The following is a 26,030-nucleotide window of genomic DNA, read 5'->3' on the forward strand; positions in this document are numbered from 1 at the left end:
ATCGCCATGTGGCTGCTGGTCCTCGCTTATCTCGGTGGTGTGCTGACGATTGTCAGCCCGTGCATTCTGCCGGTATTGCCGTTTGTCTTCGCCCGCACCGGGCAACCCTTCGTCAAAAGCGGATTGCCGCTGCTGGTGGGGATGGCGCTGACCTTCGCGCTGGTCGCCACGTTGGCGGCAGTGGGTGGTGGCTGGGTGGTGCAGCTCAACCAGTACGGGCGCTGGCTGGCGCTGGTGTTCGTCGCGTTGTTCGGTCTGACCCTGTTGCTGCCGCAACTGGCCGAGCGCCTGACCCGGCCGTTGGTGGCGGCGGGCAGTCGTTTGTCGGAAGCGGCGGGCGCCGATGCGCGGCCGCGTCCCGGTGCTTCGTTCCTGATCGGCGTGGCCACCGGCCTGCTGTGGGCGCCGTGCGCCGGGCCGATCCTGGGCTTGTTGCTGACCGGTGCGGCGCTGCAAGGGGCGAGCACTCAAACGACCTTTTTGCTGCTGGCGTACGCCGCAGGTGCGGCCACCTCCCTCGCACTGGCGTTGCTGTTGGGCGGCAAAGTCTTTTCGGCGATGAAGCGCTCGATTGGCGCTGGCGAATGGGTGCGTCGCGGCCTCGGCGCGGCGATGCTGGCCGGTGTGGCGGCGATTGCCCTGGGTCTGGACACGGGCGTTCTGGCGCGGTTTTCCACGGCATCGACCGGTGGTATCGAACAAGCACTGGTGGAGAAACTGTCCGGCAAATCTCCGCGCAACAGCGCGGCGATGATGGCGCAGAACACGGCCTCCGAAGGCGCGGTGCAAGTGGCTGACAAAACCCCGGGCACCTTGCCGGTCGAAGGCAACCTGCCGCCGCTGGATGGCGCCGTACAATGGCTCAACTCGCCACCCCTCGATGCCCAGGCGCTGAAGGGCAAGGTCGTGCTGGTGGATTTCTGGACCTACTCCTGCATCAACTGCCTGCGTTCGCTGCCCTATGTGAAAGCCTGGGCCGAGAAGTATCGCGATCAAGGCCTGGTGGTAATCGGCGTGCACGCACCGGAGTTTGCCTTCGAACGCGACGTCAACAACGTCACCAAAGCCATGAAGGACCTGGGCATCAACTACCCGGTGGCCATCGACAACGAATTCAAGATCTGGCGCGCCTTCAACAACGAATACTGGCCGGCGCACTATTTTGCCGACGCTCAGGGCCGCATCCGTTATCACCATTTTGGCGAAGGCGCGTACGACGAATCGGAGCGGGTCATCCAGCAGTTGCTGCGTGAAGCCGGCGCCGCCAAGGTCTCGGACGGGCTGATCAATGCCAAGTCTGACGGCGTGCAAATGGCCCCGGACAGCAACGAAGTGCAGTCGCCGGAAACCTACGTCGGTTATCAGCGCGCGGAACATTTCGTACCGGAAACTGCACTGGTACCGGACAAGGTCGCGGCCTACAACCCACCAACGCAACTGGCCCTCAACGACTGGAGCCTGGGTGGCCAATGGCATGTCGGCGCGGAGCGGGCCACGGCCAACGCACCGGCCAGTCGCATCGTCTATCGCTTCCACGCCCGTGATTTGCATTTGGTGCTCGGCCCAGGCGCCGATGGCAAACCGGTGCGCTTCAAGGTGCTGATCGACGGCAAGGCGCCGGGTGCTGACCACGGCATGGACGTGGCCCCCGATGGCAGCGGCACCGTGACTGACCAGCGCTTGTATCAACTGGTGCGGCAGAACGGTGGCGTGACCGACCGGACTTTCAGCATCGAGTTTCTTGATCCGGGCGCGTCGGCCTATGCCTTCACCTTCGGCTGATATCCCTTCAACGCTTCAGGAGTTCGCCCCATGAAAACCCTCTTTACCTGGCGCCGTACCCTGCTGGGGTTGGCGGCTGTCGGCATGATCAGCCAATGTTCGGCCTTCTCCTTCGGCGGCGCCGAAGAGGCGGTGATCATTCCACCACCGGCCCTCGATGAAACCACCCAGGCCCGCAGCGAATCCGCCGTATTTGCCGGCGGCTGCTTCTGGGGTGTGCAAGGTGTGTTCCAGCATGTCAAAGGCGTGAAGAACGCCGTCTCCGGCTATGCAGGCGGTGCAGCCAATACCGCACAGTACGAGCGTGTCAGCGACGGTAATACCGGCCATGCGGAATCGGTCGAAGTCACTTTCGATCCAGCCCAGGTCAGCTACGGCACCTTGCTGCAGATCTACTTTTCAGTGGCGCACAACCCGACCGAACTCAATCGTCAGGGACCGGACAGCGGCACCCAGTATCGTTCGGCGGTCTTTACCAAAAGCCCCGAGCAGCAGCGGGTCGCACAGGCCTACATCACCCAGCTCGATGCCGCCCATGCTTTCGACAAACCGATCGTGACCAAACTCGAAACCTTCAACGGTTTCTACCCGGCGGAGGAAGAGCATCAGGACTTCCTGACCGAGCATCCGACCTATCCGTACATCGTGATCAACGATCTGCCGAAAGTGGCGCAATTGAAACAGCTGTACCCGGATCGCTATCAGGAACAACCGGTGTTGGTGAAAGCGGGGATGTAAATGGCGATCCGCGACTGCATGGCCTGTTGGATCAACTAGTGCTTGCCCCACATCTGTACGGCGAATTCGACGAAACGGCGCAATTTCGGCAAACGGTGGCGATCCTGGGCGTAGACCAGGTGCATCGGTCGACTCGGCGGGCAGTAATCGGGCATCAAGGCCAGCAGTTTTCCGTCCTTGAGGTCCTGCTCGACCAGGGCGTCGGGCATCATCACGATGCCCATGCCGGTCCGCGCCGCTTGATGCAACCCCGCCGAACTGTTGATCAGCATCGGACCGCCGACCCCCACGCTGACTTCACCATCGGGGCCCGCCAGGCGCCATTCCTTTTGCACCGATTGCCAGTCATCCCCGGCCGGATAGGCAAAGGACAGGCAGTCGTGTTGACGCAGGTCTTCAGGTGTCCGCGGCGTGCCCCGGCGGGCCAGATACTCGGGTGACGCGCACATGGTCAGGGTGTAGTCGATCAGCGGGCGGGCGATCAGGTTGGAAGGCTCCAGCGCGCCGAGACGAAACGCTACATCCAGACCGTTTTCCAGCAGGTCCGGACGCCGGTTGGTCAGCACCACGTCGAGTTTCACTCGCGGGTTTTGCCGACTGAATTCGCTCAGGGCCGGCGCCAGGCGCTCGGTCCCGAAGGTCAAGGGTGCGGTGATGCGCAAATTGCCGCTCGGTTCGTCGACAGCCTGTTCGGCCAGGCGCTCGGAATCGGCCACCAACCCCAAGACTTCCAGGCAGCGCTGGTAGTACGCGGCGCCGAACTCGGTCAGCCGCTGGCGCCGCGTCGTGCGATTGAGCAGGCGCACGCCCAGCCGTTGCTCCAGGGCCTTGAGGTGGTTGCCGACCATGGTCGTGGACATTTCGCACTGCAAAGCGGCGGCGGTCATGCTGCCGGTCTCCACCACTTTGACGTAGACGGTCATTGCCTGGAACAGATCCATTATCAAGCTCTTCTTTTAAATGATTGAAGTTTTTCGCTGTTTATCCAGCTCTGGTGGCTAACCATACTGCAAAAACACCGACCCTTGCTGGAGCTTGATGTCATGACCGCCGCCTGCCTGATGAGCACTTACCAACCCCTGGCCTTGAGTTTCAACAAGGGCCTGGGCACTCGCCTGTGGGATCAGGCTGGGCGCGAATACCTGGATGCGGTCGCCGGTGTGGCGGTGACCAATGTCGGCCACTCCCACCCGAAAATCGTTGCGGCGATTACCGAGCAGGCCGGCTTGCTGCTGCATACGTCGAACCTCTACAGCATCGATTGGCAGCAACGGCTGGCGCAGAAATTGACCCGGCTGGCGGGCATGGACCGGGCGTTTTTCAACAACTCCGGGGCCGAAGCCAACGAAACCGCACTGAAAATCGCCCGGCTGCATGGCTGGCACAAAGGCATCGAGCAGCCGCTGGTGGTGGTCATGGAGAACGCGTTCCATGGCCGCACCCTCGGCACCTTGTCGGCCAGCGATGGCCCGGCAGTGCGCCTGGGGTTCAACCAGCTGCCGGGGGATTTCGTCAAAGTGCCGTTCGGCGACCTCGAAGCACTGGACAAGGTGCAACAGGCCTTTGGCTCGCGGATCGTGGCGGTGTTGATGGAGCCGATCCAGGGCGAAAGCGGCGTGCAACTCGCACCACCGGGTTATCTCAAGGCCGTGCGCGAACTGTGCAACCGGCGCTCATGGCTGTTGATGCTCGATGAAATCCAGACCGGCATCGGCCGCACCGGCCAGTGGTTCGCGTTCCAGCACGAAGGCATCGTCCCGGACGTCATGACCCTGGCCAAGGGCCTGGGCAACGGCGTGCCCATTGGCGCTTGCCTGGCCCGTGGCAAGGCGGCTGAACTGTTCACGCCGGGCAGTCACGGCAGCACGTTCGGCGGCAATCCGTTGGCCTGTCGGGTCGGCTGCACCGTGCTGGAGATCGTTGAAGAACAAGGGCTACTGGAAAACGCCCGGCGTCAGGGGGAGCACTTGCTCGATAGATTGCGCACAGAGTTGGCGGGCAATCCGAACGTGTTGGTGATTCGTGGCAAGGGTTTGATGATCGGCATCGAGCTCAAGCAACCGATCCGCGACCTGAGCCTGATCGCTGCCCGGGATCATGGCTTGCTGATCAACGTCACTCGGGGGAAAACCATTCGCCTGCTGCCGCCGTTGACTCTTGATGAGCGGGAGGTGGAGATGATTGTCAGGGGGGTGAGTGGTGTGGTGAAAGAGGGCTGAAGTTCTGCTCAGTAATGGTATCTGCACATCACGACGCGTATTTCGCCGTCTTCAACGGCATAGACCAGACGATGTTCAGCCGTAATCCGGCGTGACCAGAATCCGCTCAAGTTATGCTTGAGCGGTTCGGGTTTTCCCAGACCGTCGAAAGGCTCACGCCTGATAGCCTTGATCAACAGGTTGATACGTTTGAGCCCGGCCTTATCGTTCTGCTGGAACCAGAGATAATCGTCCCAGGCTTCCGGAGTGAACTCGATATTCATTCTTCAATCAGTTGCCTGGTTTTGGTTTTGCCGGCTCGCAGGTTACCGATTGATTTGATCAGGCGTTCAGCGTTGGCGGGGGAGCGCAGCAGATAGGCTGTCTCTTCGAGAGCGTTGTATTCGGCCAATGACATCATCACTACCGGCTCGCCTTTCTGACGGGTTACCAGTAGCGGGGCGCGATCTTCATTCACCCGGTCCATGGTTTGCGCCAGGTGTGCCCGAGCGTTGGTGTAGTTGATGGTTTCCATGTGATTGTCCTCGCTTGATGCAGAGAACGTACAGAAATGAGTACATGTTAGCAAGGCGATACCTACGAGTGGTTGTTACGTGGAAAGTGCAGCCACGTCTGTATCGAGTATCGCCGAATGTTCCTCGGGACGTTTGCGTGACAGATGTAATCCCATTCTGAGTGACATGCCATCCATTGGGTTTGTGTTCGACCAAAGCTGCGCAAACTTACAGGTGATGAATCAGCGTCGCGATTTCCTTTCGATCCGCCAATCGGATTTTCGCGCCGCAAAACCCCTCGAAAAGTCGCTGGTGCGCAGCAAATCCACTTGAATCATCACGCTTGCGGTAGCTGCCAGCCCACTCCAGCAATGCCACCAACCGTTCGTTATCCTGTGTTTCTCGCTGGTGAATGTTGGCCAGGCATTCCTCGTCCCCGATGCTCAGCCAGATCAACGCCGTGACCCGATGGAGGACTTCGCTGGCGATCCAGCCGTAAACTCCTTCGATTACCCAGTGCTGCTCGTCGGCCGCGATCCGCGCCATGGCCAATGCTTCGGCGCGGGGGCGGGGGATGCTGTGTTCGTCGGACAGCCAGTGAATCTTATCCAGATCGACCCATGGCACTTGCAGGTGGCCGGCCAGGCGTGCGGCCAGCCAGCTCTTGCCGGACCCGGAATTACCGATGATCAGGGTTCGCGTCAGATCCAGGTCCTGCGCATTGCGACATTTCATCTTCATTCGCTGGAGTCCCGCCGGGTGAACCCGCAGAATCGACGCTCACTCAAGGGAAAGGAGCTCCATCAGTGTGGATTCGAATTCTGTTGTTGATGATGCTGGGCATGGTTTCAGGCGTAAATGTTGCGACAGAGAAGCCGGGCATTGCCGGGAATTACACGCTGCAGGCCAGGGAAGTCGACTCCAAGCTGGTGCTGGAGCCTGATAACACTTTTGAAGCCTTCATCGAGTACGCCGGAGCCGAAGGTTCCGCCAAGGGTCACTGGAAGCAGGTCGACGATACCCTGACATTGACCAGTGACGCCGTCGAACCGCCCGCCGAAAACCTGCTGTTCAATTTAAGCCGTACCCACAGTCTGGCAGACCTGCAAGATGCGCATCAGCCCGACGGTGGCGACATGTACAAGCAGGCGCAAAACCACTATGTGCTGAACCTGCGTTACGCCCGCTCCAGCCCCGTGCCGAGCATCGCCCCGGTGATGGTGACCTTCGAGTTCAACCAGGGACCGGCCAGCCAGCTGTTGTGGAACAACGCGGTGGGTCGACAGCTGTACTTGCCGTTTTCCGAACAGCGAACCCTGACCCGCATCGGTTTGCAAAGCAGTGCCGAGCAACCGCCACAATGGTTTGCCATCGACCCCGTGACCCGCACGCTTTCCTTGAGCTGGAAGGTTGATCGCGCGACCGGTCAAATGACTTATGGGCAACCGGATCAGCTTGGCCTGGCACAGTCGCAACAGTTTTTTCGCAATGCCCCCAAAGCGCTCGCGCAAATTGATCACAACTACATCCTGACCCTGATCTACGGAGTGACCGCCGAACCGCCGGCGATCAAGCCTGTGGATATCTATTGGTCGTTCGATGACGGTTCGGAGCAAACCCAGCGCTGGACCGATTCACGGCAAGCGCAATTGCTCATGCCGGCTCCGGCGGGCAAGGCCCTGAAAAGACTCGGTGTGAAGTTGAGCGACGATCAGAGCCCGCAATGGTTCGAGGTCGCGGCAGACAGCCGGGCAATCGACCTGATGTGGGACGAACGCGTCAACCCCACACAGATGCGCGATTTGTCCGGGGTCTTCAAAACCCTGGAGCTGGAGGTCAAGGGCGATTGCCTGGCGGTGGACCTGGGCAATGGCCTGGCGTGTTATCGCCAATAGCTTCAGTCATTGTGCTCGGGGGCAATCATCCGGGTCTTCGGCGAGCCATTCGAGTTGTGCTGATAGATCGTCTGCGGCTGCCCCAGGTCATTGAAAAACACCTGGCCGATGCCCGCCGAGTTCCATAGCCGCTCACCGGCTTCGGCGTGTTCGGGCACGTGGGGAACGATGCGCATGCGCCGCCGTTTGGTCAGCCAGTTCAGCGGCGAGCGTGGCGAGTACAGCCAGCGGTTGAGGCGGTCGAACCACTCGAGCAGGGTGGCGGGGAATTCGTTCTTGATGCCGCTGCTGGTGATCTGCCAGATGCGCGGCCCGGCCTTGCGGTGGCGAATCAGCACTTCGTAGACGAAGGAGTAATGCACATCGCCCGACAGCACCACGTAGTTACCGGGTGTGCGCGAGTGTCGGAAAATGTTCAGGATCACCTGCGCCGCGCCGCGATGGGCCATCCAGTTTTCCGCGTCCACCAGCAGTGGATAACCGCACCAGCTGAATACCCGCTGCACCGTTTCAATCAGCTTGACGCCGAAGATCGGCGCCGGTGAAACGATGATGGCGCTGGGATGGTCCAGCAGTTCCTGCTGCAGTTCGCTGAGGGCTTCCCAGTCGAGCAGGCCGGACGGCTGCTTGAGGTTCATTTCGCTGCGCCAGCGCCGGGTGCGGGTGTCGATCACCACGATGGCGGGGGTAGTCGGCAGCACGTAATGCCAATGCTGAAACTTCAGCAGGTCATCGATCAAGTCATCCTGAACCGAGCAGTCGAGGTGACTGTCGTGTGTGCTGGCGCTCAATGCACCGGCCTTTTCCAGCACTGCACCGAACGCATCCGGATTGTTGCCCCAGCCCTGGCACAGCATGTACGCCAGCAGCGCGTTGCCGATGATGCGCCGCGAGAACGGATGGCCGTAGGCCGTTTCCTCCCATTGCGCGCTAAGGTTCCAGTCATCGGTGATGTCGTGGTCGTCGAAAATCATCAGCGTCGGTAGATACGCCATAGCCCGGGCGACGTTGCCCAGGCCGGCCTTGAAGGCATCGATGCGCGTCTGCTCAAGGGCGTAACGCTGCAGTCTTTCCGGCGTCAGTGTGGGGGCCTGGGGCGCGATCAGGGTCCAGGGCGTTGGCGACCAGACCAGCAAGTACATGGCCATGACTTCGGCGAAGGTCACCAGGTGGTTGTCGGCACTGCTGCTGGTGAAAATCGGCTTGCGCGCCCCACCGAAAAAACGCTCGCGCAGGGTTTCATTGCTTTGCAGCGCCGGCAGCAGATCGGCACGGTGGTAGTAACTGGCCGGGTGCTCATAGAGCTTGGCACTGTCGCTGACCACGGCACCTTCGAGATGCTCCCCGTACAGACCCAGGCGCTCGATCAAGGCGTGAATCGCCCGCAACATCGGCCCTGCCACATCGTCGGCGTAGACCTGATCGCCGGTCATCATCAGCAGTGCCGGGCGGTCCGTGGCTTGGTGTTCCTGCGCGAGCAGGGCGTCGACGCACAGCAAACCGTCGGTCGCCGGATGATGAGGCTTGCGACAGGAGCCATGGAGCAGTTGATCGATGCGAGAGCGCAGGACGAAGTTCGGGCAACCCGCATCGCCATACAGCAGGTGCGGCGCCCAATCGGCGATACCTTTGCCGTTTTCCAGCAGCAGGTCGTATTCGATAGGTTCGTCACAGGGCAGGGCGGCGTCCAGCGAGACATCGATCAAATGCACGAAGGCATGGCCGCCTATCGCAATGACCGTGCACTGCCCGGTATCCAGTCGGATGTCGACGCGGCCCTGCAAGCGCAGGGTCAACGCCAGGGCGCGCGATCCCACCAGCCACAACACCAGGCGCGTTGGCTCCAGCCGCCGCAGCAGCGGGCCGGCGAGGACCGGTGGCAATGAGGTTTGATGTTCAGGCAATTGCAAGGGTACGGACATCCAGGGTCAAGGCTCTTGGCGCACAGGCGGGCGATGATACCGCAGATGGTTTCTGTTGCCTGTTAAGCATTACTGGCTGTTTGGGGAAGGGGATGCCTGAGCCAGAAGATGAATGATGTAAAGAAATGAGCGTTTTTTTACAGATGAATATTGTCTGGTGCCATAGGTTTAAGTTGGTCCGCTATTTTTAATGGTGGTGAAAACGTAATTTTAAGTTTCTCAAGGGAGAGTTGGTTACATGGGGATGTCAAGGGTTAGTACGCCTTCACAGGAAATACGTTTTCGCTGCACTGGCCCTGAACTAGCTGAGTTGAGTAGTAAAATGAAGGAGGAACTCGATTCTGTTAGTCAGGGTAGATCAGAGTTATATTTGGTGTTTGCAGAACGTAAAATGTCGAGCTTATCGAACTCGGAGAAACAAAAACTCGTAGAGGATTCAGGAACGCTTCTTAAGAAAAGTTCAAAAGGCTTGGAGCTTGCCGCTCTTACTGAGAAACTTGCGAGAGATAATCAACACCATGATTGGATAATGATCAGCGCTGAGGCTCAAATATATTCTTCGAATGCAATGTCGGATGCCGAGGTGATTAAAGATCTCCGCGATGATTGTTTGGAAAGCCTGCTGAAAGGTGAAACTACAAAGAAAAAGTCCGTGAGTTTTGACCTGGTGGTGAAAAAGTACGAATAAACTTGAAATAACCATTGGGTGGTGTTTTTCGCAGCCACCCAATTCTTTATGATGAATCGGTCCATTACAATCCGCTGGTATCCTTCCCGACCTCGAGCAGCATGAAATGAACAAAATCCTCCTCCCAGCCCTGGCCATTTTGCTGTTAGCCCAATCCCCGGCCCATGCCATCAATGACAAATACCGCAAGCAACTGGAGAAGTCCGGCTGCACCCAGATGAGTGAGTTGCAGGGCTGCGATATCCACAAGACCAAGGCTGAAAACGCCAAGGCAGGGTTCACCAACCCCTCGACACCTGCCGCTGGCGAGAAAGCCGGAGAGCAGGCCCCTGACACAAAGGAGGGCGCCACCTCACCTGTCACGAAATGAAAAGCCATTGTCGTCTGATGAGAAGCGTCTCAACAGGCCTCGTCCTACAGTCCAATCAGCGCAATTCGATGCAACACGCCCATATTGCAGATTGGAGAATAAGAAAAATGGCCAAAGCCGTACGCTTTTACGAAACCGGTGGTCCCGAAGTTCTACGTTATGAGGACGTCGAAGTCGGCGAACCCGGTCCAGGCCAGGTTCGGCTTCGTCATGTGGCAGTCGGCCTGAACTATGCCGACACCTACTTCCGTAACGGTACCTACCCGATTCCGATGCCCAACGGCATGGGCGTCGAGGCCTCTGGCGTGGTCCAGGCCGTTGGTGAAGGGGTGACCAACGTCGAAGTCGGTGATCGCGTCACCTACACCGGTTTCCTCAACACCCTCGGCGCCTACAGCACCGAGCGCCTGATCCCGGCCGCGCCGCTGATCAAGCTGCCGGAAACCATCAGCTTCGAGACCGCTGCCGCGATGACCATGCGCGGTTTGACCTCCTCGTACCTGATGCGTCGCATCTACGACTTCAAACCGGGTGACAGCATCCTGTTGCACGCCGCCGCTGGCGGTGTCGGTCTGATCGTTTCGCAGTGGGCCAAACTGCTGGGCCTGAACGTGATCGGCACGGTTTCGACCGAGCAAAAGGCGGAAATCGCCCGGGCTCACGGTTGCGACCATACGATCAACTACAGCCATGAAGACGTCGCCGCTCGCGTTCGCGAATTGACCGACGGCGTGGGCGTCAACGTGGTGTTCGACAGCGTTGGCAAGAACACCTTCATGGGCTCGCTGGATTCGTTGAAGCCCCGTGGCCTGATGGTCTGCGTGGGTACCGCATCCGGACCGATCCCGGCGTTCGACCCGGTGATGCTGGCGATGAAAGGTTCGCTGTACCTGACCCGTCCGGCCCTGGCCAACTACATCAGCGACCCTGCGGAAAAAGCCGCCCTGGCCGGCGAACTGTTCGACCACGTCGGCAGCGGCCGGATCAAGATCGAGATCAACCAGCACTACGCCTTGCAGGATGCCGTGCAGGCCCATCGCGACCTTGAATCTCGCAAGACCACGGGCTCGTCGATTTTCGTCGTTTAAGGAGCTACCAGCCATGAAAGTCGAACAATTGACCTGCAGCATTGGCGCCGAACTGATCGGCGTCAACCTGGCCGACGCCGTGCATGACGACGGCCTGTTTGCCGAGATCCGCGCCCAGTTGCTCAAGCACCGCGTGGTGTTCCTGCGTGATCAGGACATCACCCGCGCCGAGCACGTGGCCTTCGCCCGGCGTTTCGGCGAGCTGGAGGATCATCCGGTGGCCGGCAGCGATCCGGAGCATCCGGGTCTGGTGCAAATCTACAAGCGTCCGGACCAGCCGGCAGACCGCTACGAAAACTCCTGGCACAGCGACGCCACCTGGCGTGATGCTCCGCCGATGGGCTGCGTATTGCGTTGCCTGGAGTGTCCGCCGGTGGGCGGTGACACCATGTGGGCCAACATGGTCGAGGCCTACGCGCGTTTGCCCGAAGACGTGAAGGTGAAGATCGCCGACCTGCGTGCCCGCCACAGCATCGAAGCCAGCTTCGGCGCCGCCATGCCGATCGAAAAACGCCTGGCACTCAGGGAGAGATTCCCGGATGCCGAGCACCCGGTGGTGCGCACTCACCCGGAAACCGGCGAGAAGGTGCTGTTCGTCAACGCCTTCGCCACTCACCTCAGCAACTACCACACGCCTGAGCGGGTGCGCTTTGGCCAGGACGCCAATCCCGGCGCCGGCGAGTTGCTGCGCTACCTGATCAGCCAGGCGTACATCCCCGAGTATCAGGTGCGCTGGCGCTGGAAGCCGAACAGCATCGCCATCTGGGACAACCGCAGTACCCAGCACTACGCCGTCATGGATTACCCGCCGTGCCATCGCAAGATGGATCGCGCCGGGATCATCGGCGACAAGACGTTCTGATCGAACGCCACCTGCATTCGCACTCGTAAACACGCCTGCCCGGCACGACCCCGGGTGGGCGGGACAATCATAAGAACTGGAGTAGATCATGCAATTCTTCGACGATTCCCTGCACCCGGAAAACATGGATAAGGTAGTCATTACCGTGGCCCCGTACGGCCCGGAGTGGATGCCGGAAGATTTCCCGGAAGACATCCCGCTGACCATGGACGAGCAAGTCCAGAAGGCGGTCGATTGCTATGAAGCCGGCGCCACCGTGCTGCACCTGCATGTGCGCGAACTGGACGGCAAGGGCTCCAAGCGCCTGTCGAAATTCAACGAGCTGATCGCCGGTGTGCGTGAAGCCGTGCCGGACATGATCATCCAGGTCGGCGGCTCGATTTCCTTCGCCCCGGAAAGTGACGGCGAAGCGGCCAAGTGGCTGTCCGACGACACCCGTCACATGCTGGCCGAGCTGACGCCGAAACCGGATCAGGTCACGGTGGCGATCAACACCACCCAGATGAACATCATGGAGCTGTTGTACCCGGAGTACCTGAAAGGCACCTCCCTGGACAACCCGATGATCCACGCTGCCTACAGCGAAATGACCGTTCCGGCCGGCCCAGCCTGGGTTGCCGAGCACCTCAAGCGCCTGATGGACAACGGCATCCAGCCGCACTTCCAGCTGACCGGCATGCACGCCCTGGAAACCCTCGAGCGCCTGGTGCGTCGTGGCGTTTACAAAGGCCCGCTGAACCTGACCTGGATCGGCATCGGCGGCGGTTTCGACGGCCCGAACCCGTTCAACTTCTTCAACTTCATTCACCGCGCGCCGGACGGTTGCACCTTGACCTCCGAGTCGCTGCTGAAAAACGTCATGCCGTTCAACACCATGTCGATGGCCATGGGCATGCACCCGCGTGTAGGCAACGAAGACACTATCATTGACCACAAGGGCGACCGTTTCGGTTCCGTTGCCCAGATCCAGCAAACCGTGCGCATTGCCCATGAACTGGGCCGTGAAATCGCCACCGGCAAAGAGGCCCGCGAGATCTACCGCATCGGCGTGCAGTACGAAACCATCGAAGAAACCCTGTTGGCCAACGGCATGGCCCCCAACCGCAAGGCTGGGCAGAAAGGTACTCCGCAACGCGGTTGACCGAGGGTCGGGACGAGAGGCCGTGACCTCTCGTCTGCCTGACCGTTACACGCTTGATAACAAAAATAAAACAAAGCTCTTGAGGAGGCTGCATGGCCTTTCACCCAATCGCCGCTGACGATGACGACGCAAGCTGCGTCGGCGTTGCGCGCCAATATGCCTGGATCGTCTTTGCCTTGACGTTCGGCCTGTTGATTTCCGATTACATGTCGCGTCAGGTGCTGAACGCGGTATTCCCGCTGCTCAAGACTGAGTGGGCGTTGAGCGACGGACAGCTCGGTCTGCTCAGCGGCATCGTCGCCCTGATGGTCGGCCTGCTGACGTTTCCCCTGTCGTTGATGGCCGACCGCTTCGGCCGGGTCAAGAGCCTGGCGCTGATGGCGTTCCTCTGGAGCGTGGCGACCCTCGGTTGCGCGCTGGCGCAGGACTACCAGCAGATGTTCATCGCGCGGTTCATGGTCGGCGTCGGCGAAGCGGCCTACGGCAGCGTCGGTATCGCGGTGGTGATTTCGGTGTTCCCCAAAAACATGCGCGCCACCCTGGCCAGCGCCTTCATGGCCGGCGGGATGTTCGGTTCGGTGTTGGGCATGGCTTTGGGCGGTGCGATTGCCGCCAAGCTGGGCTGGCGCTGGTCGTTCGCCGGCATGTCGCTGTTTGGCCTGTTTCTGGCGGTGCTCTATCCGCTGATCGTCAAGGAAGCGCGCATTGCGCCACAACGTGCCGCGCAGATTGCGAACAAGACGGCTGCCGCGGTCAAGCGTCCGCTGCGCACCCTGTGGTCCAGCCGTTCGGTGGTAGCGACCTACGTCGCCAGCGGTTTGCAGTTGTTCGTCGGCGGTACGGTGATGGTGTGGATTCCCAGCTACCTCAACCGCTACTACGACATGCCCACCGACAAGGCCGGCGGCATGGCGGCGATCATTGTGCTGTGCAGCGGCGCGGGGATGATCCTGTGCGGCATGTTGAGTGATCGCCTGTGTCGCAACTCGCCGGAGCGCAAGGTCAGCCTGGCCATCGGTTTTTGCCTGGGCAGTTGCTTGCTGCTGTCGGCAGCGTTTGCCTTGCAGGCCGGACCGGTGCAACTGCTGCTGATCTGCCTGGGCATGTTGATTGCCACGGGTACCACGGGCCCCGCCGGTGCGATGGTTGCCAACCTGACCCATTACTCGGTGCACGGTACCGCGTTCGCCACGCTGACCCTGGCCAACAACATGCTCGGGCTGGCACCGGGGCCGTTCCTCACCGGTCGGGTGTCCGACCTGATCGGTCTGCATGCCGCGTTTCAACTGGTGCCACTGGTCAGCCTCGCGGCGGCAGCGGTGTTCTTTTATGCCAAGTGTCATTACCACAAAGATATTGCCCGCCTTCAGGGTCAGAGCGTGCCTGACCCTATCGTTGAAGCCGGGATAGAGGTGAAGTTGTGAGTCGTCGTTTACGTATTGATGTGTTTTTCGATTTTATCTGCCCGTGGTGCCTGATCGGCAAACGCCAACTGGAGCATGCGCAAGTGCAGTTTCGCAGCCGCCATCCGGACGTGCAGATCACCACGGTGTGGCATGGCGTGCAGTTGCTGCCGCAGATACCGGTAGAGGGTGAGCCCTTCGCCGATTTCTACCGCAAGCGCCTGGGCAATGCCGATGCCATGACCATGCGCCAGAAACAGGTGCAGCAGGCTGCCAGTGCGGTGGGCCTGGCCATTGACCTCAGTCGCATCGAGACGATGCCCAACACCGCGGACGCCCATCGTTTGTTCGCGCGTGCCAGCACACTGGGCAATGCCAGTCAGCGTGAAATGCTGCTCGAGCGACTGTTCGCCGCTTATTTCCTGAGACGCGAAAACCTCGGTTGCCGTGAGACCCTGCTCGCCATTGCCCGCTCCTGCGGCATCGCCACGGACGAACTGGTCGATTGCCTGAAGGGCGACGCCACGCCATTTGCAGGCCCCCCCGGCGCGACCAGCGGCGTGCCGAGCTTTCAGTTCGACGGCCGTTTGACCGTGATCGGTGCGCAACCGGCCCAGGCGCTGCTCGGGGCCATGAACGAAGCCCTCAAGGAAAGTGAGCGCGAGCGGCAGCCAGCATGACCCGGCGCATTCCCGTACCGGCCGGCAAATACCCGCCGGCCGGTGGCCGGGCGCTGTTCGAATTCGAAGACAAAAGCCTGGCGCTGTTCAACGTCGACGGGCAGTTGTTCGCCATCGACGACAGCTGTCCGCATCAGGGCTCTTCGCTATGCGGAGGGCGTCTTGAAGGCCGGGTGATTCAATGCCTCGCCCATGGTTTGCGCTTCGATTTGCACAGCGGCTACCTGCTCAATTCAAGGCAGGTCAAAGTCACCAACTACCCGGTCGAGATCATCGACGGCCAGGCGTTTATCGTCATCGCAACCGAGGAGTCCGCGCCATGAGCGCCATTGCTCTCACCCGTATCCACAGTCGCACGCGCGAACTGGCACCGGGGTTTATCGTCAGTCTGATCGTGGCCGCCGCCGCCTCGTTCCTGTCCGAGCACTACGGTGCGCCGGTCATGCTGTTCGCCTTGCTGCTGGGCATGGCCCTGAATTTTCTCGCCGATGACGGCCCGTGCAAGGCCGGTGTCGAGTTCACCGCCCGTACCGTGCTGCGCATCGGCGTGGCGCTGCTGGGCATGCGCATCACCCTGGAACAAATGGCGGCGCTGGGCTGGAAGCCGATAGCGCTGGTGGTGATCCTGGTGGTGGTGACCATCAGCGTGTCTGTGATCGCCGCGAAGTTTCTGGGTTTCTCGCGGCTGTTCGGCATGCTCACCGGTGGCGCCACGGCGATCTGCGGCGCCTCGGCAGCCTTGGCACTGGCGGCGGCGTTGCCGAACCATCCGCAGAAAGAGCGCGCGACCTTGTTCACGGTGATCGGCGTGTCGGCGTTGTCGACCCTGGCGATGATCGTCTATCCAATGATTGCCAACTGGCTATCGCTTTCACCGCAAGTGGCCGGGGTGTTCCTCGGGGCCACCATCCACGACGTCGCCCAAGTGGTCGGCGCCGGCTACGGCATGTCGACCGAGACCGGTGACACCGCCACCGTGGTTAAGCTGATGCGAGTTGCCATGCTCCTGCCGGTGATCGTCACTGCCGCGATGATCACCCGCATGCAAGGCGCCGACCCGACCGGCAAGCGTCCGCCACTGTTGCCGTGGTTCGCCGTCGGCTTTCTGATCCTGGCCTGCATCAACAGCACCGGCTGGATCGCGCCGGCGGTGCAAGGCGGGGTCAATGAGTTGTCGCGCTGGTGCCTGGTGATTTCCATCAGTGCACTGGGCATGAAGACCCGGCTCAGGGAGCTGGCAGCGGTCGGTATCAAGCCGATTCTGCTGATGGTCGGGGAGACGGTGTTCCTCGTCGTGCTGGTCCTGCTGTTGCTGCGCTGGGGGCTCTAGCCTCCAGTCGAACACTACACCTGTGGGAATGTGCGTTCCACATCGCGCTCTTCGCGGCGACTGTACCAGCAGTCGCCGTTTTTTTTGGCTGTGGATGTTGGGGGGCATAGATCACCAACTGCCATAGGGAATGCCGAAGCGATCGATGTAGCGTTGGGAGGAGTCTTTGATTTCCCAGGCGTAGCGTCCTTTGTTTTTTCCAAGATAAGGACCCAGTGGCTCGATACCGACTTGCCCGCGGTCGACTTTGTTAGCGTGGTAGCAGTTGTCCCGGGCCCAGACCTGAATGATGCCGCCCGGCGCCAACCCCAGATTCAGGAGCGCACTTGGGTTAGCGCTGTGTTCCGGGTATTTGTGGCAACGCCGGGCCGTTGCGTTGCGCATGATGTCGCGGGTCGACTCGGAGATATCGATCCAGCCGGCGTAGGTCTTGCGTTCCACGATCGATTGCCAGCGTACAAAAATACGTTTAGGCAGATCGGCACCTGTCACGGGCATTGATCCCCGGCCGACGCCCGACCAGCCGCGGGCGTTTTCAGTGCCATTCTCAAGAGTAATGCGGGCCGCTGTTCCTGCTGCGACATGATGAAAGGTCCGACCCTTGATGTCTTCGACGGCCGAGGTTTCTACCCACACCGTCATGTGGGCTGGTTCGGTGAAGCCAATGCCCCACCATGGCAGTTTGTAGTCATTTTTGGCGGACAGCGGGTCCGCAGTCTGGCACCCGCTTATCGCCAACAGGGTCAGTAATACAAATGGGATTTTCATGGTTACAGCGTCCATTCTGGAACATGAGGGTGGTGCACCCGCACGGCATCCGCCGTGGGGACGTTGGCATAGGCCAGCTCAAATCGAGTTGTGCGAAGTCCGGACAGAAAAGTAGGGTTCCAGTGCGCCGACTGGTGAATGTAGCGCAGCTTCAGCAACTGCACTTCGGCAATGCCAACGCTGTAGTCGCCAGCGATGAAACGGGCACAAAGACTTTGCAGATCTTCGGGCACCTGAGTGTCGGGTTCGTTTGGGTAGGGCAAAAACTCACAACCGTGTTTTTTGGCCGCCTCACACATTACCCGCAAATACACCCGCGACAGCCCTGCACTGACCTTGCGCCGTAACTGCAGGCCGACGAACACCCGTTTCTGTTTCGGTGCTCCCTGCTCTCTGGGGGCAGATGGCAACCTGACAGGCTCAGGCGTCACCAGTTCCAGCATCTCCAGTGGCCAACCCTTGGCGTGCCACTTCACCCGTTCCCGCTCAGCCTCACGATAGATTGAGGTGGTTTTGACGTCGGTGGTTGCGCCCACGTCCAGTGCTTGCAGAGGGTTCAGTAATACGCACTCTTCGGCTTCATCGCGATAACCCCCGCCGATGTCCGAGTGGGCCCCAGGCAGGCTGATTTCCTTGTGCTCTGGACCGACGCTGTTAAGAGCGAAATTGGCGCGGTATTCGTCCCGCGCTACCAGTTGCAGAACATGAGGAAAGTAGCGCGGCGGCAGATGCAACTTGACCCCGGGTGCGGCCGGGCTGCGCACATAGCCGAGGTTACTCAGGCCACCTACGGAAGCGACGGAGTCGAACAGGCCTATAAACCCTGTCTTAACCCCTTCACCGAACACCTTGATGAAATCGCGGGCAAACAGGCGGCTGGGTAGGTACAACGTGTCCTGGAGCGGGCTGTTGCTTCCGGCCATGCATAAACAGGCGAAGTGTCGGGCAGCGGCCGCACCGCGGCTGAAACCGAAGACATCGAAGACCAAGGCGCTGATCTGCATGTTCGGGTAGTCATCGTGAAAGCCGAATAATTTCTGTTTGATTTCACTGAATGCCTGAAACACCCGGGCCTCGATGCCGGTTTCACCCCGTCCAAACGCCATACCCAAAAAACGGTCTTGCCCGCCCGGGGTGGTGCCGATGCCATCGATGTAAACCTTCTCGAATGCCTGCTTTTTCTGGACGATTTCTTCTGGGGTAGCCGTCTCCAAATACAACTCATGCAACCGCTTGATATTGGTCACTTCCCCGCCATAGCTGCCCTCAGGGTCTCGCATATACGGCTTGCAAGCCCCTTCCATGTCCTGCGCCGAAACCGGATGATGCGCCCCGCATCGACGCCCCAGTTCGACATTGAATGGGTTGTTGCCGGTGCCATCGAAAAACACTCCGATGCGCAAGGTGACCTTGATTTTCGCCGCTTCCTCCCGGGCCTCTTTGGCTTCCCACGCCTGGATAACCTGCTCTTCACGGGCCCGTCGGCGAACCAGCATTTCATCGTATTTGCGTTGCTCCTCGACCGGGTCTGGTGGCGGGGCGGGCCGCCGGGCGCGAGCCTTGGCTTGGTCGCGGCAAACGGCGCAGTGGTGGCCGTCAAAATCCTTTTCCATGAGTGCGTGCCTTTCAGCGAAATGCCCGTCCCTAGGTGTGAAATCAGCGAGTTGCAACGGCTACAAGCATGCAGACGGAGGGCGCGCAGGCGCAGCCAGTCGGGTCTGAAGAGCGTGTGGGATATGGGCGTGAGTGGTGTGGGCTGCACCTGTCAGAAACGCCTTCAGCCAAGGAGAGCGGGGGATGGGGCGTATTGAGCCTGGCGTTGTGGCTTGTCAGGTTGCCTGCAAGGTCGCGGCGTTCAAGACTCTTTGCCATCCGAGGAAGGTTTTGCCCCACCTTGTTTCTGCGAACTCCGCCACACCGCCGGCGGCATTCCAAACTGACTGATAAACCATCGCGTAAACGAACTCGCCATCGAATAACCCAGCATGTCGGCAATCCGGCTCAGCGGATAATTCGGGTTGTCCAGATAACGCAGCACCAGATCGCGACGCACATCATTGATCACGTCATTGAACGCACACCCATCGTCCTTGAGACGACGCTGCAGGGTGCGTACGTTCATGCCCTGGCTTTGGGCGATCTGTTCGATGGTGGCGCGGCCCATGGGCAGGAGCAGGTAGATGGCCTTGCGCACTTCGAAGAGCATCGAGGTGCCCTGGTGGCCCTGCAGCGAGTCGAGGTAGCTCTGGGCGTAGCGCGCCATCGCCGGGTCGGCGTTGGGATTGGTCATGTCGAGGCTGGCGTCGGAGCAGACGATGCCGTTGAACTCGCTGCCGAACTCCAGTTTGCAGCCGAACAGACGCCGGTGCAGGTGCAGGTTGTCCGGTGCCTGGTGCATGAAGTTGACGCTGTAGGGGTGCCAGTGTGAGCCGAGCAGGGCCGCGCAGAGGCGGAACATCACGCCGATGGCCAGCTCCGTGGCCTGGCGGCTGGGCATCGGGGTTTCGGTGACCACCTCTTCGCGGATGATCACCATCTTGCCGGCCTCTTCAATGAATATCGCCAGCGAGTCATTCATCAGGTGCCGGTAATGCACCACCACCTGCAAGGCATCGCGCAGGGTGCGCTGGTGGCTGAGCAGCAGGCTGACCACGCCGAAGTCCGAGAGCTGGCGCGACTCGGCCATGCTCAGGCCGAAGGTCTGGCAGCCGCTGGCGACGGCCGAGTCTTCCAGCAAGCGGACGGCGGCATCGATCTGGATACGGTGTTCAGGGGCTTGCAGTTGGGCCTTGCTCAGGCCGACAGCGGCCAGCACGTCGCGCGGGTTGAAACCCAGGTACTGGGTGACCTCAAGGTAGTTGGTCAAGACGGCGGCGCGAACAAGCTTGGTCATGCAAAGTCTTCCCTGGGCCGATGGTGATTGGCGTGAGCGTGGCGACTATATCCAGCGTATCAACAGTTGAACAGTTGTCATGTCGTTGATGGTTTTCATGCTGTGCGCTCACCCATCCTCTGCGCTGCATGGTGCCATCCGCGTTCATCCGTTGATTACAGTGACCCTGCGCCAACCTGCGGGGTTTTTCGACCAGTGGTCTAGCTGTCCGGATGTCCGACAATTTGTCATCAAAAGAAAAGTGCCTGACGTCCAATGTAAAGCGCTTCGGGTGGGCGAACTTTAATGTCGACCCTACAAAAAGCCCCTGGCGAAAACAGCCAGTCGAGTTATCGAGAAAGCGAAGGTGTTGACCGTGGACAAACTGCAAACTGCCGCCACCGTTCTGATCGTCCCGGGTCTGCGCGAGCACGTGGCCGAACATTGGCAAACCTTGCTGCAAGCCCGGCTGGGCAAAGTACGTAGCGTCCCGCCACTGGAGACCGACAAGCTCGATTGCATGGCCCGTGTGCGGGCAATTCAACACGAACTCGAACAGATCGAAGGCCCGGTGATTCTGGTGGCCCACAGCGCCGGTGTGCTGATGGTCGCGCACTGGGCAGCGCACTACAGCCGCCCGATCAAGGGCGCTTTACTGGCTGCGCCACCGGACCTCGATGCGGTCTGGCCGGCAAACTATCCATCTTCCGAAACCCTGCGTAACCAGGGCTGGAATCCTCTGCCACAAGGCCCGCTGCCATTTCGCAGCATCGTGGCCGGCAGCACCAACGATCACCTTGCCACGCTGCCTGCGGTCACCCGCATGGCAGAAGGCTGGGGCGCCGAATTGCTCAATCTGGGCGATGTCGGCCACCTAAATCCGGCCGCAGGATTTGGCCACTGGCAGCAAGCCGAAGCACTCATCCTGGAGCTGGACCGCTAGTACAAGGAGCTGGACCGGCAGTACGCCACCGGCATTTGCCCTCATTCCTTAAAACGTAAACCCAAAGAGGTTTGCGTGAGGGCGGCTGCGCTTAAAACAAATACAAAAAGGCGGAGACAACGCAATGCACAACAATAAGAGTCACGGCTTCACCACCGTACGCTACACCTTGCTGGCCTCGGCCATTCTGGCCGTGATCGCGCCGCTGGCCCATGGGGTCGAGATCGACCTGGGTAACCCGGACTGGACCGCGCGCCTGGATAACACCGTCAAGTACAACTACGGCGTGCGCACCGAAAGTGCCGACAAGCGCATGTTGGGGACGCCGAACAATAACGACGGCGATTACAACTTCCGCAAGGCCGGCACCAACATCACCAACCGTATCGACCTGTTGACCGAAATGGACGTGGTCTACAAGAACGCCATGGGCTTTCGTGTCAGCGCCGCCACCTGGTACGACAAGGCCTATGACAACACCGGTTCCAACTCCAACCCGTTCGTCAACGGCAATGGCTCGACGTCGGGCCTGATCGCCAACGACCCGCGCCTGGCTGGGGTCACCCATGACAACGTCGGCAATGGCAGCTCGCACCTGAGCAACTATGCCCAGCGTTACTACAGCGGTCCTTCGGGCGAAATCCTCGATGCCTTCGTGTTCTACAGCACCGAAGTGGGCGAGGAGTCGATGCTCAGCGTCAAGGCCGGTCAGCACAACGTGTTCTGGGGCGAGACCATTCTCAACCCGGTGCACTCGGTCAGCTACGGCCAGTCCGGCCTCGACCTGGCCAAGCTTGCCGCATCGCCTGGCACCGAAGCCAAGGAACTGTTCGTGCCGCGCAACCAGTTGTCGATGTCGTTCACCGTCAATCCGGAATTGACCGTGGGTGCCCAGTACTTCCTCGATTGGGATGCCGCGCGTCTGCCGGAAGCCGGGACCTACTACGGTGGTTCCGACCTGGTCGGCTTTGGTGCGCAATCCTTCCTGCTCGGCAACACCAACGCCGTGGTGCCTGGCAGCCCGCTGGGTTGTGGCCTGGCGCCGTGCAACGCGTTGACCAACGTGCGTCGTGGCCATGACCTGACTCCGGGCAGCAGCGGCGACTGGGGCGTCATGGCCAAGTGGTCGCCGGCCTGGCTGGATGGCACCCTCGGCGTCTACTACCGCGAAACCTCGGAAATCCTCCCGCAAGCCTGGCTGGATGCCCGGGGCATTACCTCGGCCAACCCCAACGGCACCCGTCCGGCAGGGCAAGTGCCTGCGGTGGTCAACACCCTTAACTCGCTGGATTCCGCCACCTATCAACTGGCCTATGCCGACAACATCAAGATCTTTGGCCTGAGCTTGTCCAAGGACGTGGGCGGGATCAGCGTCGGTTCGGACCTGAACATCCGTCACAACATGCCGCTGGCCAGTATCCCGGCGATCGTCAGCACCAACAGCCCGCTGGGCCTGGGCAAGGGCCTCGGCCTGCTGCCTGCGCGTACCGACGCGACGGGTGTGATCTACGACACCCCGAGCCGTGGCGACAGCATGAGCGCCACTGGTGACACCCTGCACTGGACGCTCAACGGTCTGATGACCCTGCCGAAAACGCCGGTGTTCGATCAGGCGACTGTGCTTGCCGAGCTGTACTACAGCAACCTGCTCAAGCTCGATAGCAAGAACGAAGCACTCTACAAGGGCAAGGACAGCTATCGCGGCATCGACGCGCCGACCCGGGACAACTGGGGCCTGGCAGTCAACTTCACACCGACCTGGTACCAGGTGTTCCCCGGTGTCGACCTCAACGCGCCGATGTCGGTCAACGTCGGTCTCGACGGTGTGTCGCCGGTCTCCGGTGGTGGTGCCAAGGACACCGGCAACTATGCCGTGGGCGTCGGTGCCGTTGTGTACAACAAATACTTTGTCGACCTGAAGTACGTGGACTCCTTCGGCCAGACCGACAAGTGCAACACCAGCGGTGTGAGTACCGGCCCGAAAGGCGGTGACGGCTCTACCCCGAACGCCTTCAGCGGCAACGAAAACTACGCCTGTTACGCCGGGGGCTACTCGTCCTTCTCCGGAGGTGGTGCCACGACCGAGGACCGTGGCGCCGTGTACCTGACGATGAAAACTACATTCTGATTCACCACTGATTTGCTCAATGCAAGCAGGAGAATAACAAGATGAAATTTGTACAAACCGTGTTGGCCGCTTCACTGGCCATGGTCCTTGCCGCTCAGGCACAGGCCGCTGTTTCAACCCAGGAAGCTGCCAAACTGGGCACCAGCCTGACGCAGGTAGGGGCTGAAAAAGCCGGGAACGCTGATGGTTCCATCCCAGCCTATGCCGGTGGCCTGACCACGCCGCCAGCCAGCTTCAAAGCCGGCGACAGCATGCGTCCGGATCCGTTTGCCAGTGAAAAACCGCTGCTGGTGATCGACGGCAAGAACGTCGATCAGTACAAGGGCCTGCTCACGGCAACCACGGTAGAACTGGCCAAGCGCTTCCCGACGTTCCGTGTCGACGTGTTCCCGACGCACCGCACCGTTTCGCTGCCTCAGGCGATTCTGGATAACGGCGTGAAGAACGCCAGCGGCGCCAAGTCCCTGGAAGGTGGCCTGGCCATCGACAACGTGCTGCCGGGCATTCCGTTCCCGATTCCGCAATCGGGCAACGAAGCGATGTGGAACTTCCTGTTGCGCTACCAGGGCGTCAGCATCAGCTCCAAGTACGACTCCTGGAACGTCGACTCGGCCGGCGTGGCGAGCCTGGCGACCACCGGGCAAGCGAACATCTCCTATCCGATCTACGAAAACCTGTCGCAGCCGATCAGCAGCGCCGACGTGTACTACCAGATGAAGCTGGCGTACACCGGCCCTGCGCGCCGCGCCGGTGAGGCGATCATGCTCAAGGACGCCGCCAACCCGTTGCAGCAGCCGCGCCGCGCCTGGCAGTACTTGCCGGGGCAGCGTCGGGTGAAACTGGCGCCGAGCCTGGCCTACGACACGCCTAACCCGGGTACCGCTGGCGCGGGCACTTACGATGACGTGTTCGTGTTCAACGGTGCACTGGACCGCTACGACTGGAAGCTGGTGGGCAAGCAGGAAATGATCGTGCCCTACAACACCTACAAGCTGACCTACGTGCAGGATCCGAAGTCGCTGACCACCGCCAACCACCTGTCACCTGACTTCGTGCGTTGGGAAAAACATCGCGTGTGGGTCGTTGAAGGCAACCTCAAGGCCGGTGCCCGTCACATCTACGCCAAACGCCGCTTCTACCTCGACGAAGACAGCTGGACCGCTCTGGCCTCGGATCAATATGACGCCCGTGGCCAGCTCTATCGCGGTTCCTTCGCCTTCCTGAGCCAGAGCTACGACAAGCAGGTTCCGGATTCGACGCCCTTCATGATCTACGACCTGGTCGGCGGTTCGTACAACATCAACGGCGTGGTCGGCCCTTACGGCGGTATCAAGTACATCGAACCGCTCTCCAAGGCCCAGTGGTCTTCGGAATCCCTGGCAGGCGCCGGTATTCGCTAAGCCAACCGCAAAAACGCGCTCGCACGATCCACCGGCACTGTAGGAGCGAGCTCGCTCGCGATGGACTCAAGGACACCGCGGGGAACCAGACTCCCCGCGTCATCGTTAACGCCCATCGCGAGCAAGCTCGCTCCTACAACCGGCATGTCCTGTACGGCGTGAGGTTTAAACGTCAGGCACACGGATGTGTGCCTCGGCGCGGTTTTCCGAAGAGGACGCAGTATGTGTTCGTATAAAAATAATATTCTGCAGCTGGCGTTTGGCGTTGTGCTCTGCCTGTCGCAGGGCGTCAGCCAAGCGGCCGAATACGTCGATGTGCTGGACCTGCCCGCCAGGGTCAGCGCCTTGGCGATCAACAGCCCGTTGTCCGGCATGGCCCGCGCCGGTGAGCGCGTGATCGCCGTCGGCCAGCGTGGCCATATTCTGTTTTCCGATGATTCGGGAAACCACTGGCAACAGGCCGTCGTACCGGCCAGTGCCGACCTCACTGCGGTGAATTTTCCGACCACCACCCAAGGCTGGGCGGTGGGTAATGACGGCGTGGTGCTGCACAGCAGCGACGCCGGCGCGACTTGGCAAAAGCAACTCGACGGTCGTCAGATCGGCGCCTTGCTGGTCAAGCATTACACGGCGCTGGCCAGCGCCGAACCGGGCAACGAGCAATGGCCCCAGTTGGCTATGGAAGGCCAACGACTGGTCGATCAGGGCGCGGACAAACCGCTGCTGGACGTCTGGTTTGCCAACGATAAAACCGGCTATGTGGTCGGCGTGTTCAACCTGATCTTGCGCACCGACGACGGCGGCCAGACCTGGACCCCGTTCCAGGACCGCACCGACAACCCGCAGGGTTTTCACCTCAACGCCATCGCCTCCACCGGCGACGCTTTGTACATCGCCGGTGAGCAGGGCCTGCTGCTCAAGTGGGACGAAAGCGCCCAACGCTTCAATGCCGTGCCGACGCCCTATCAAGGCAGCTTTTTCGGCGTGCTCGGCAAGCCTGGCGAAGTGCTGATCTACGGCCTGCGCGGCAACGTGCTGCGCAGCACCGACGGCGGCCAGAGCTGGACCGCACTGGACAGCGGCCTGCACGTCAGCATCACCGCCGGCCTGATCGATGCCCATGGCAATTATCGCCTGTTCACCCAGGGCGGGCAGATGCTGGTCAGCCAGGGCACTGGCGCGCAGATGCAGTGGGTGCGCAAGCCCGCACGGACTCCGGTGTCCGCTGCCACCCAGTCCGCCGCTGGCGCGTTGGTGGTCGCGGGCAGCCGTGGCGCCCAGACGCTAGCCCTCGAACCCTAAGAGCG

The 26,030-nt window shown here is 60.7% G+C and carries 25 protein-coding genes; 17 read left to right on the top strand and 8 right to left on the bottom strand.

The annotated features are described in order from the left end of the window. Positions 1–6: 6 nt before the first annotated feature. Entirely contained in the window at positions 7–1,782 is a 1,776-nt protein-coding gene (locus tag QMK54_RS04805) for a cytochrome c biogenesis protein DipZ (RefSeq protein WP_223594200.1), read from the top strand. Between the two features lie 30 nt (positions 1,783–1,812). Next, positions 1,813–2,520, top strand: coding sequence for a peptide-methionine (S)-S-oxide reductase MsrA (gene msrA, locus QMK54_RS04810; protein ID WP_320402149.1), 708 nt, complete (start codon positions 1,813–1,815; stop codon positions 2,518–2,520). Positions 2,521–2,555: 35 nt separating this feature from the next. Here the strand turns inward: msrA and QMK54_RS04815 are convergent, their stop codons facing one another. Continuing rightward, a complete protein-coding gene (locus QMK54_RS04815; RefSeq protein WP_223594198.1) occupies positions 2,556–3,461 on the bottom strand; it encodes a LysR family transcriptional regulator in 906 nt (301 codons plus the stop codon). 102 nt (positions 3,462–3,563) lie between these two features. On the opposite strand from QMK54_RS04815, the gene QMK54_RS04820 reads away from it, so the two are divergent. Continuing rightward, entirely contained in the window at positions 3,564–4,739 is a 1,176-nt protein-coding gene (locus tag QMK54_RS04820) for an aspartate aminotransferase family protein (protein WP_110662029.1), read from the top strand. 8 nt (positions 4,740–4,747) lie between these two features. On the opposite strand, the gene QMK54_RS04825 is transcribed toward QMK54_RS04820, so the two are convergent. The 3 genes from QMK54_RS04825 to QMK54_RS04835 all read right to left on the bottom strand — a co-directional run bounded on the left by QMK54_RS04825 (position 4,748) and on the right by QMK54_RS04835 (position 5,944). Then, on the bottom strand, positions 4,748–5,002 hold the full coding sequence (locus QMK54_RS04825; protein ID WP_110662028.1) for a Txe/YoeB family addiction module toxin: 255 nt from the start codon (positions 5,000–5,002) through the stop codon (positions 4,748–4,750). After that, positions 4,999–5,253: a type II toxin-antitoxin system prevent-host-death family antitoxin gene (locus QMK54_RS04830; RefSeq protein ID WP_056728535.1), complete on the bottom strand. Its 255-nt coding sequence runs from the start codon at positions 5,251–5,253 to the stop codon at positions 4,999–5,001. Before QMK54_RS04830 ends, QMK54_RS04825 begins: the two co-directional genes overlap by 4 nt. Positions 5,254–5,461: 208 nt before the next feature. Continuing rightward, positions 5,462–5,944: an adenylate kinase gene (locus tag QMK54_RS04835; protein WP_320402889.1), complete on the bottom strand. Its 483-nt coding sequence runs from the start codon at positions 5,942–5,944 to the stop codon at positions 5,462–5,464. Between the two features lie 95 nt (positions 5,945–6,039). Between QMK54_RS04835 and QMK54_RS04840 the strand changes: the two genes are divergently transcribed. Continuing rightward, positions 6,040–7,128, top strand: a complete 1,089-nt coding sequence (locus tag QMK54_RS04840; protein ID WP_320402150.1) for a hypothetical protein — start codon at positions 6,040–6,042, stop codon at positions 7,126–7,128. Positions 7,129–7,130: 2 nt separating this feature from the next. Here the strand turns inward: QMK54_RS04840 and QMK54_RS04845 are convergent, their stop codons facing one another. Further along, positions 7,131–9,050, bottom strand: a complete 1,920-nt coding sequence (locus QMK54_RS04845) for an alkaline phosphatase D family protein (protein ID WP_320402151.1) — start codon at positions 9,048–9,050, stop codon at positions 7,131–7,133. A gap of 322 nt (positions 9,051–9,372) precedes the next feature. Between QMK54_RS04845 and QMK54_RS04850 the strand changes: the two genes are divergently transcribed. The 9 genes from QMK54_RS04850 to QMK54_RS04890 all read left to right on the top strand — a co-directional run bounded on the left by QMK54_RS04850 (position 9,373) and on the right by QMK54_RS04890 (position 16,612). After that, positions 9,373–9,738: a hypothetical protein gene (locus tag QMK54_RS04850; protein ID WP_320402152.1), complete on the top strand. Its 366-nt coding sequence runs from the start codon at positions 9,373–9,375 to the stop codon at positions 9,736–9,738. A gap of 106 nt (positions 9,739–9,844) precedes the next feature. Next, positions 9,845–10,108 (top strand): hypothetical protein, encoded by a 264-nt coding sequence (locus QMK54_RS04855; protein ID WP_320402153.1) that lies wholly within the window; start codon positions 9,845–9,847, stop codon positions 10,106–10,108. Between the two features lie 107 nt (positions 10,109–10,215). Beyond that, positions 10,216–11,196 (top strand): quinone oxidoreductase family protein, encoded by a 981-nt coding sequence (locus tag QMK54_RS04860; RefSeq protein WP_008050013.1) that lies wholly within the window; start codon positions 10,216–10,218, stop codon positions 11,194–11,196. Between the two features lie 13 nt (positions 11,197–11,209). Further along, a complete protein-coding gene (locus tag QMK54_RS04865; RefSeq protein ID WP_223594194.1) occupies positions 11,210–12,058 on the top strand; it encodes a TauD/TfdA dioxygenase family protein in 849 nt (282 codons plus the stop codon). 88 nt (positions 12,059–12,146) lie between these two features. After that, complete coding sequence (locus QMK54_RS04870; RefSeq protein WP_223594193.1) at positions 12,147–13,199, top strand: 3-keto-5-aminohexanoate cleavage protein; 1,053 nt, start codon at positions 12,147–12,149, stop codon at positions 13,197–13,199. A 92-nt stretch (positions 13,200–13,291) separates the two neighbouring features. After that, positions 13,292–14,623, top strand: a complete 1,332-nt coding sequence (locus tag QMK54_RS04875) for an MFS transporter (RefSeq protein ID WP_223594192.1) — start codon at positions 13,292–13,294, stop codon at positions 14,621–14,623. Beyond that, entirely contained in the window at positions 14,620–15,282 is a 663-nt protein-coding gene (locus QMK54_RS04880; protein WP_223594191.1) for a DsbA family protein, read from the top strand. The genes QMK54_RS04875 and QMK54_RS04880 overlap by 4 nt, the downstream gene beginning before the upstream one ends. Continuing rightward, the gene (locus tag QMK54_RS04885) at positions 15,279–15,605 is read left to right on the top strand and encodes a Rieske (2Fe-2S) protein (RefSeq protein ID WP_160387147.1); all 327 of its coding nucleotides are present in this window, start codon (positions 15,279–15,281) and stop codon (positions 15,603–15,605) included. The genes QMK54_RS04880 and QMK54_RS04885 overlap by 4 nt, the downstream gene beginning before the upstream one ends. Further along, positions 15,602–16,612 (top strand): YeiH family protein, encoded by a 1,011-nt coding sequence (locus tag QMK54_RS04890; RefSeq protein WP_320402154.1) that lies wholly within the window; start codon positions 15,602–15,604, stop codon positions 16,610–16,612. The genes QMK54_RS04885 and QMK54_RS04890 overlap by 4 nt, the downstream gene beginning before the upstream one ends. Before the next feature lie 111 nt (positions 16,613–16,723). Here the strand turns inward: QMK54_RS04890 and QMK54_RS04895 are convergent, their stop codons facing one another. From QMK54_RS04895 to QMK54_RS04905, 3 genes are all read right to left on the bottom strand, one after another. After that, on the bottom strand, positions 16,724–17,380 hold the full coding sequence (locus QMK54_RS04895) for a DUF2931 family protein (protein ID WP_320402890.1): 657 nt from the start codon (positions 17,378–17,380) through the stop codon (positions 16,724–16,726). 2 nt (positions 17,381–17,382) lie between these two features. Continuing rightward, a complete protein-coding gene (locus tag QMK54_RS04900; RefSeq protein ID WP_320402155.1) occupies positions 17,383–18,993 on the bottom strand; it encodes a DUF2235 domain-containing protein in 1,611 nt (536 codons plus the stop codon). 242 nt (positions 18,994–19,235) lie between these two features. After that, positions 19,236–20,273 carry an AraC family transcriptional regulator gene (locus QMK54_RS04905; RefSeq protein WP_320402156.1) on the bottom strand — a complete coding sequence of 346 codons (1,038 nt, stop codon included), beginning with the start codon at positions 20,271–20,273 and terminating at the stop codon, positions 19,236–19,238. 355 nt (positions 20,274–20,628) lie between these two features. Here QMK54_RS04905 and QMK54_RS04910 point away from each other — a divergent pair, with 355 nt between their 5' ends. From QMK54_RS04910 to QMK54_RS04925, 4 genes are all read left to right on the top strand, one after another. Beyond that, positions 20,629–21,195 (top strand): RBBP9/YdeN family alpha/beta hydrolase, encoded by a 567-nt coding sequence (locus QMK54_RS04910; RefSeq protein ID WP_110661912.1) that lies wholly within the window; start codon positions 20,629–20,631, stop codon positions 21,193–21,195. A gap of 124 nt (positions 21,196–21,319) precedes the next feature. Then, positions 21,320–23,323: a DUF1302 domain-containing protein gene (locus tag QMK54_RS04915; RefSeq protein ID WP_110661913.1), complete on the top strand. Its 2,004-nt coding sequence runs from the start codon at positions 21,320–21,322 to the stop codon at positions 23,321–23,323. A gap of 41 nt (positions 23,324–23,364) precedes the next feature. After that, a complete protein-coding gene (locus QMK54_RS04920; RefSeq protein ID WP_223594189.1) occupies positions 23,365–24,723 on the top strand; it encodes a DUF1329 domain-containing protein in 1,359 nt (452 codons plus the stop codon). A gap of 222 nt (positions 24,724–24,945) precedes the next feature. Continuing rightward, entirely contained in the window at positions 24,946–26,025 is a 1,080-nt protein-coding gene (locus tag QMK54_RS04925; protein WP_320402157.1) for a WD40/YVTN/BNR-like repeat-containing protein, read from the top strand. Positions 26,026–26,030: the final 5 nt, after the last annotated feature.

The sequence above is a fragment of the Pseudomonas sp. P5_109 genome, from assembly GCF_034009455.1.
In the GTDB taxonomy this organism is placed as follows: domain Bacteria; phylum Pseudomonadota; class Gammaproteobacteria; order Pseudomonadales; family Pseudomonadaceae; genus Aquipseudomonas.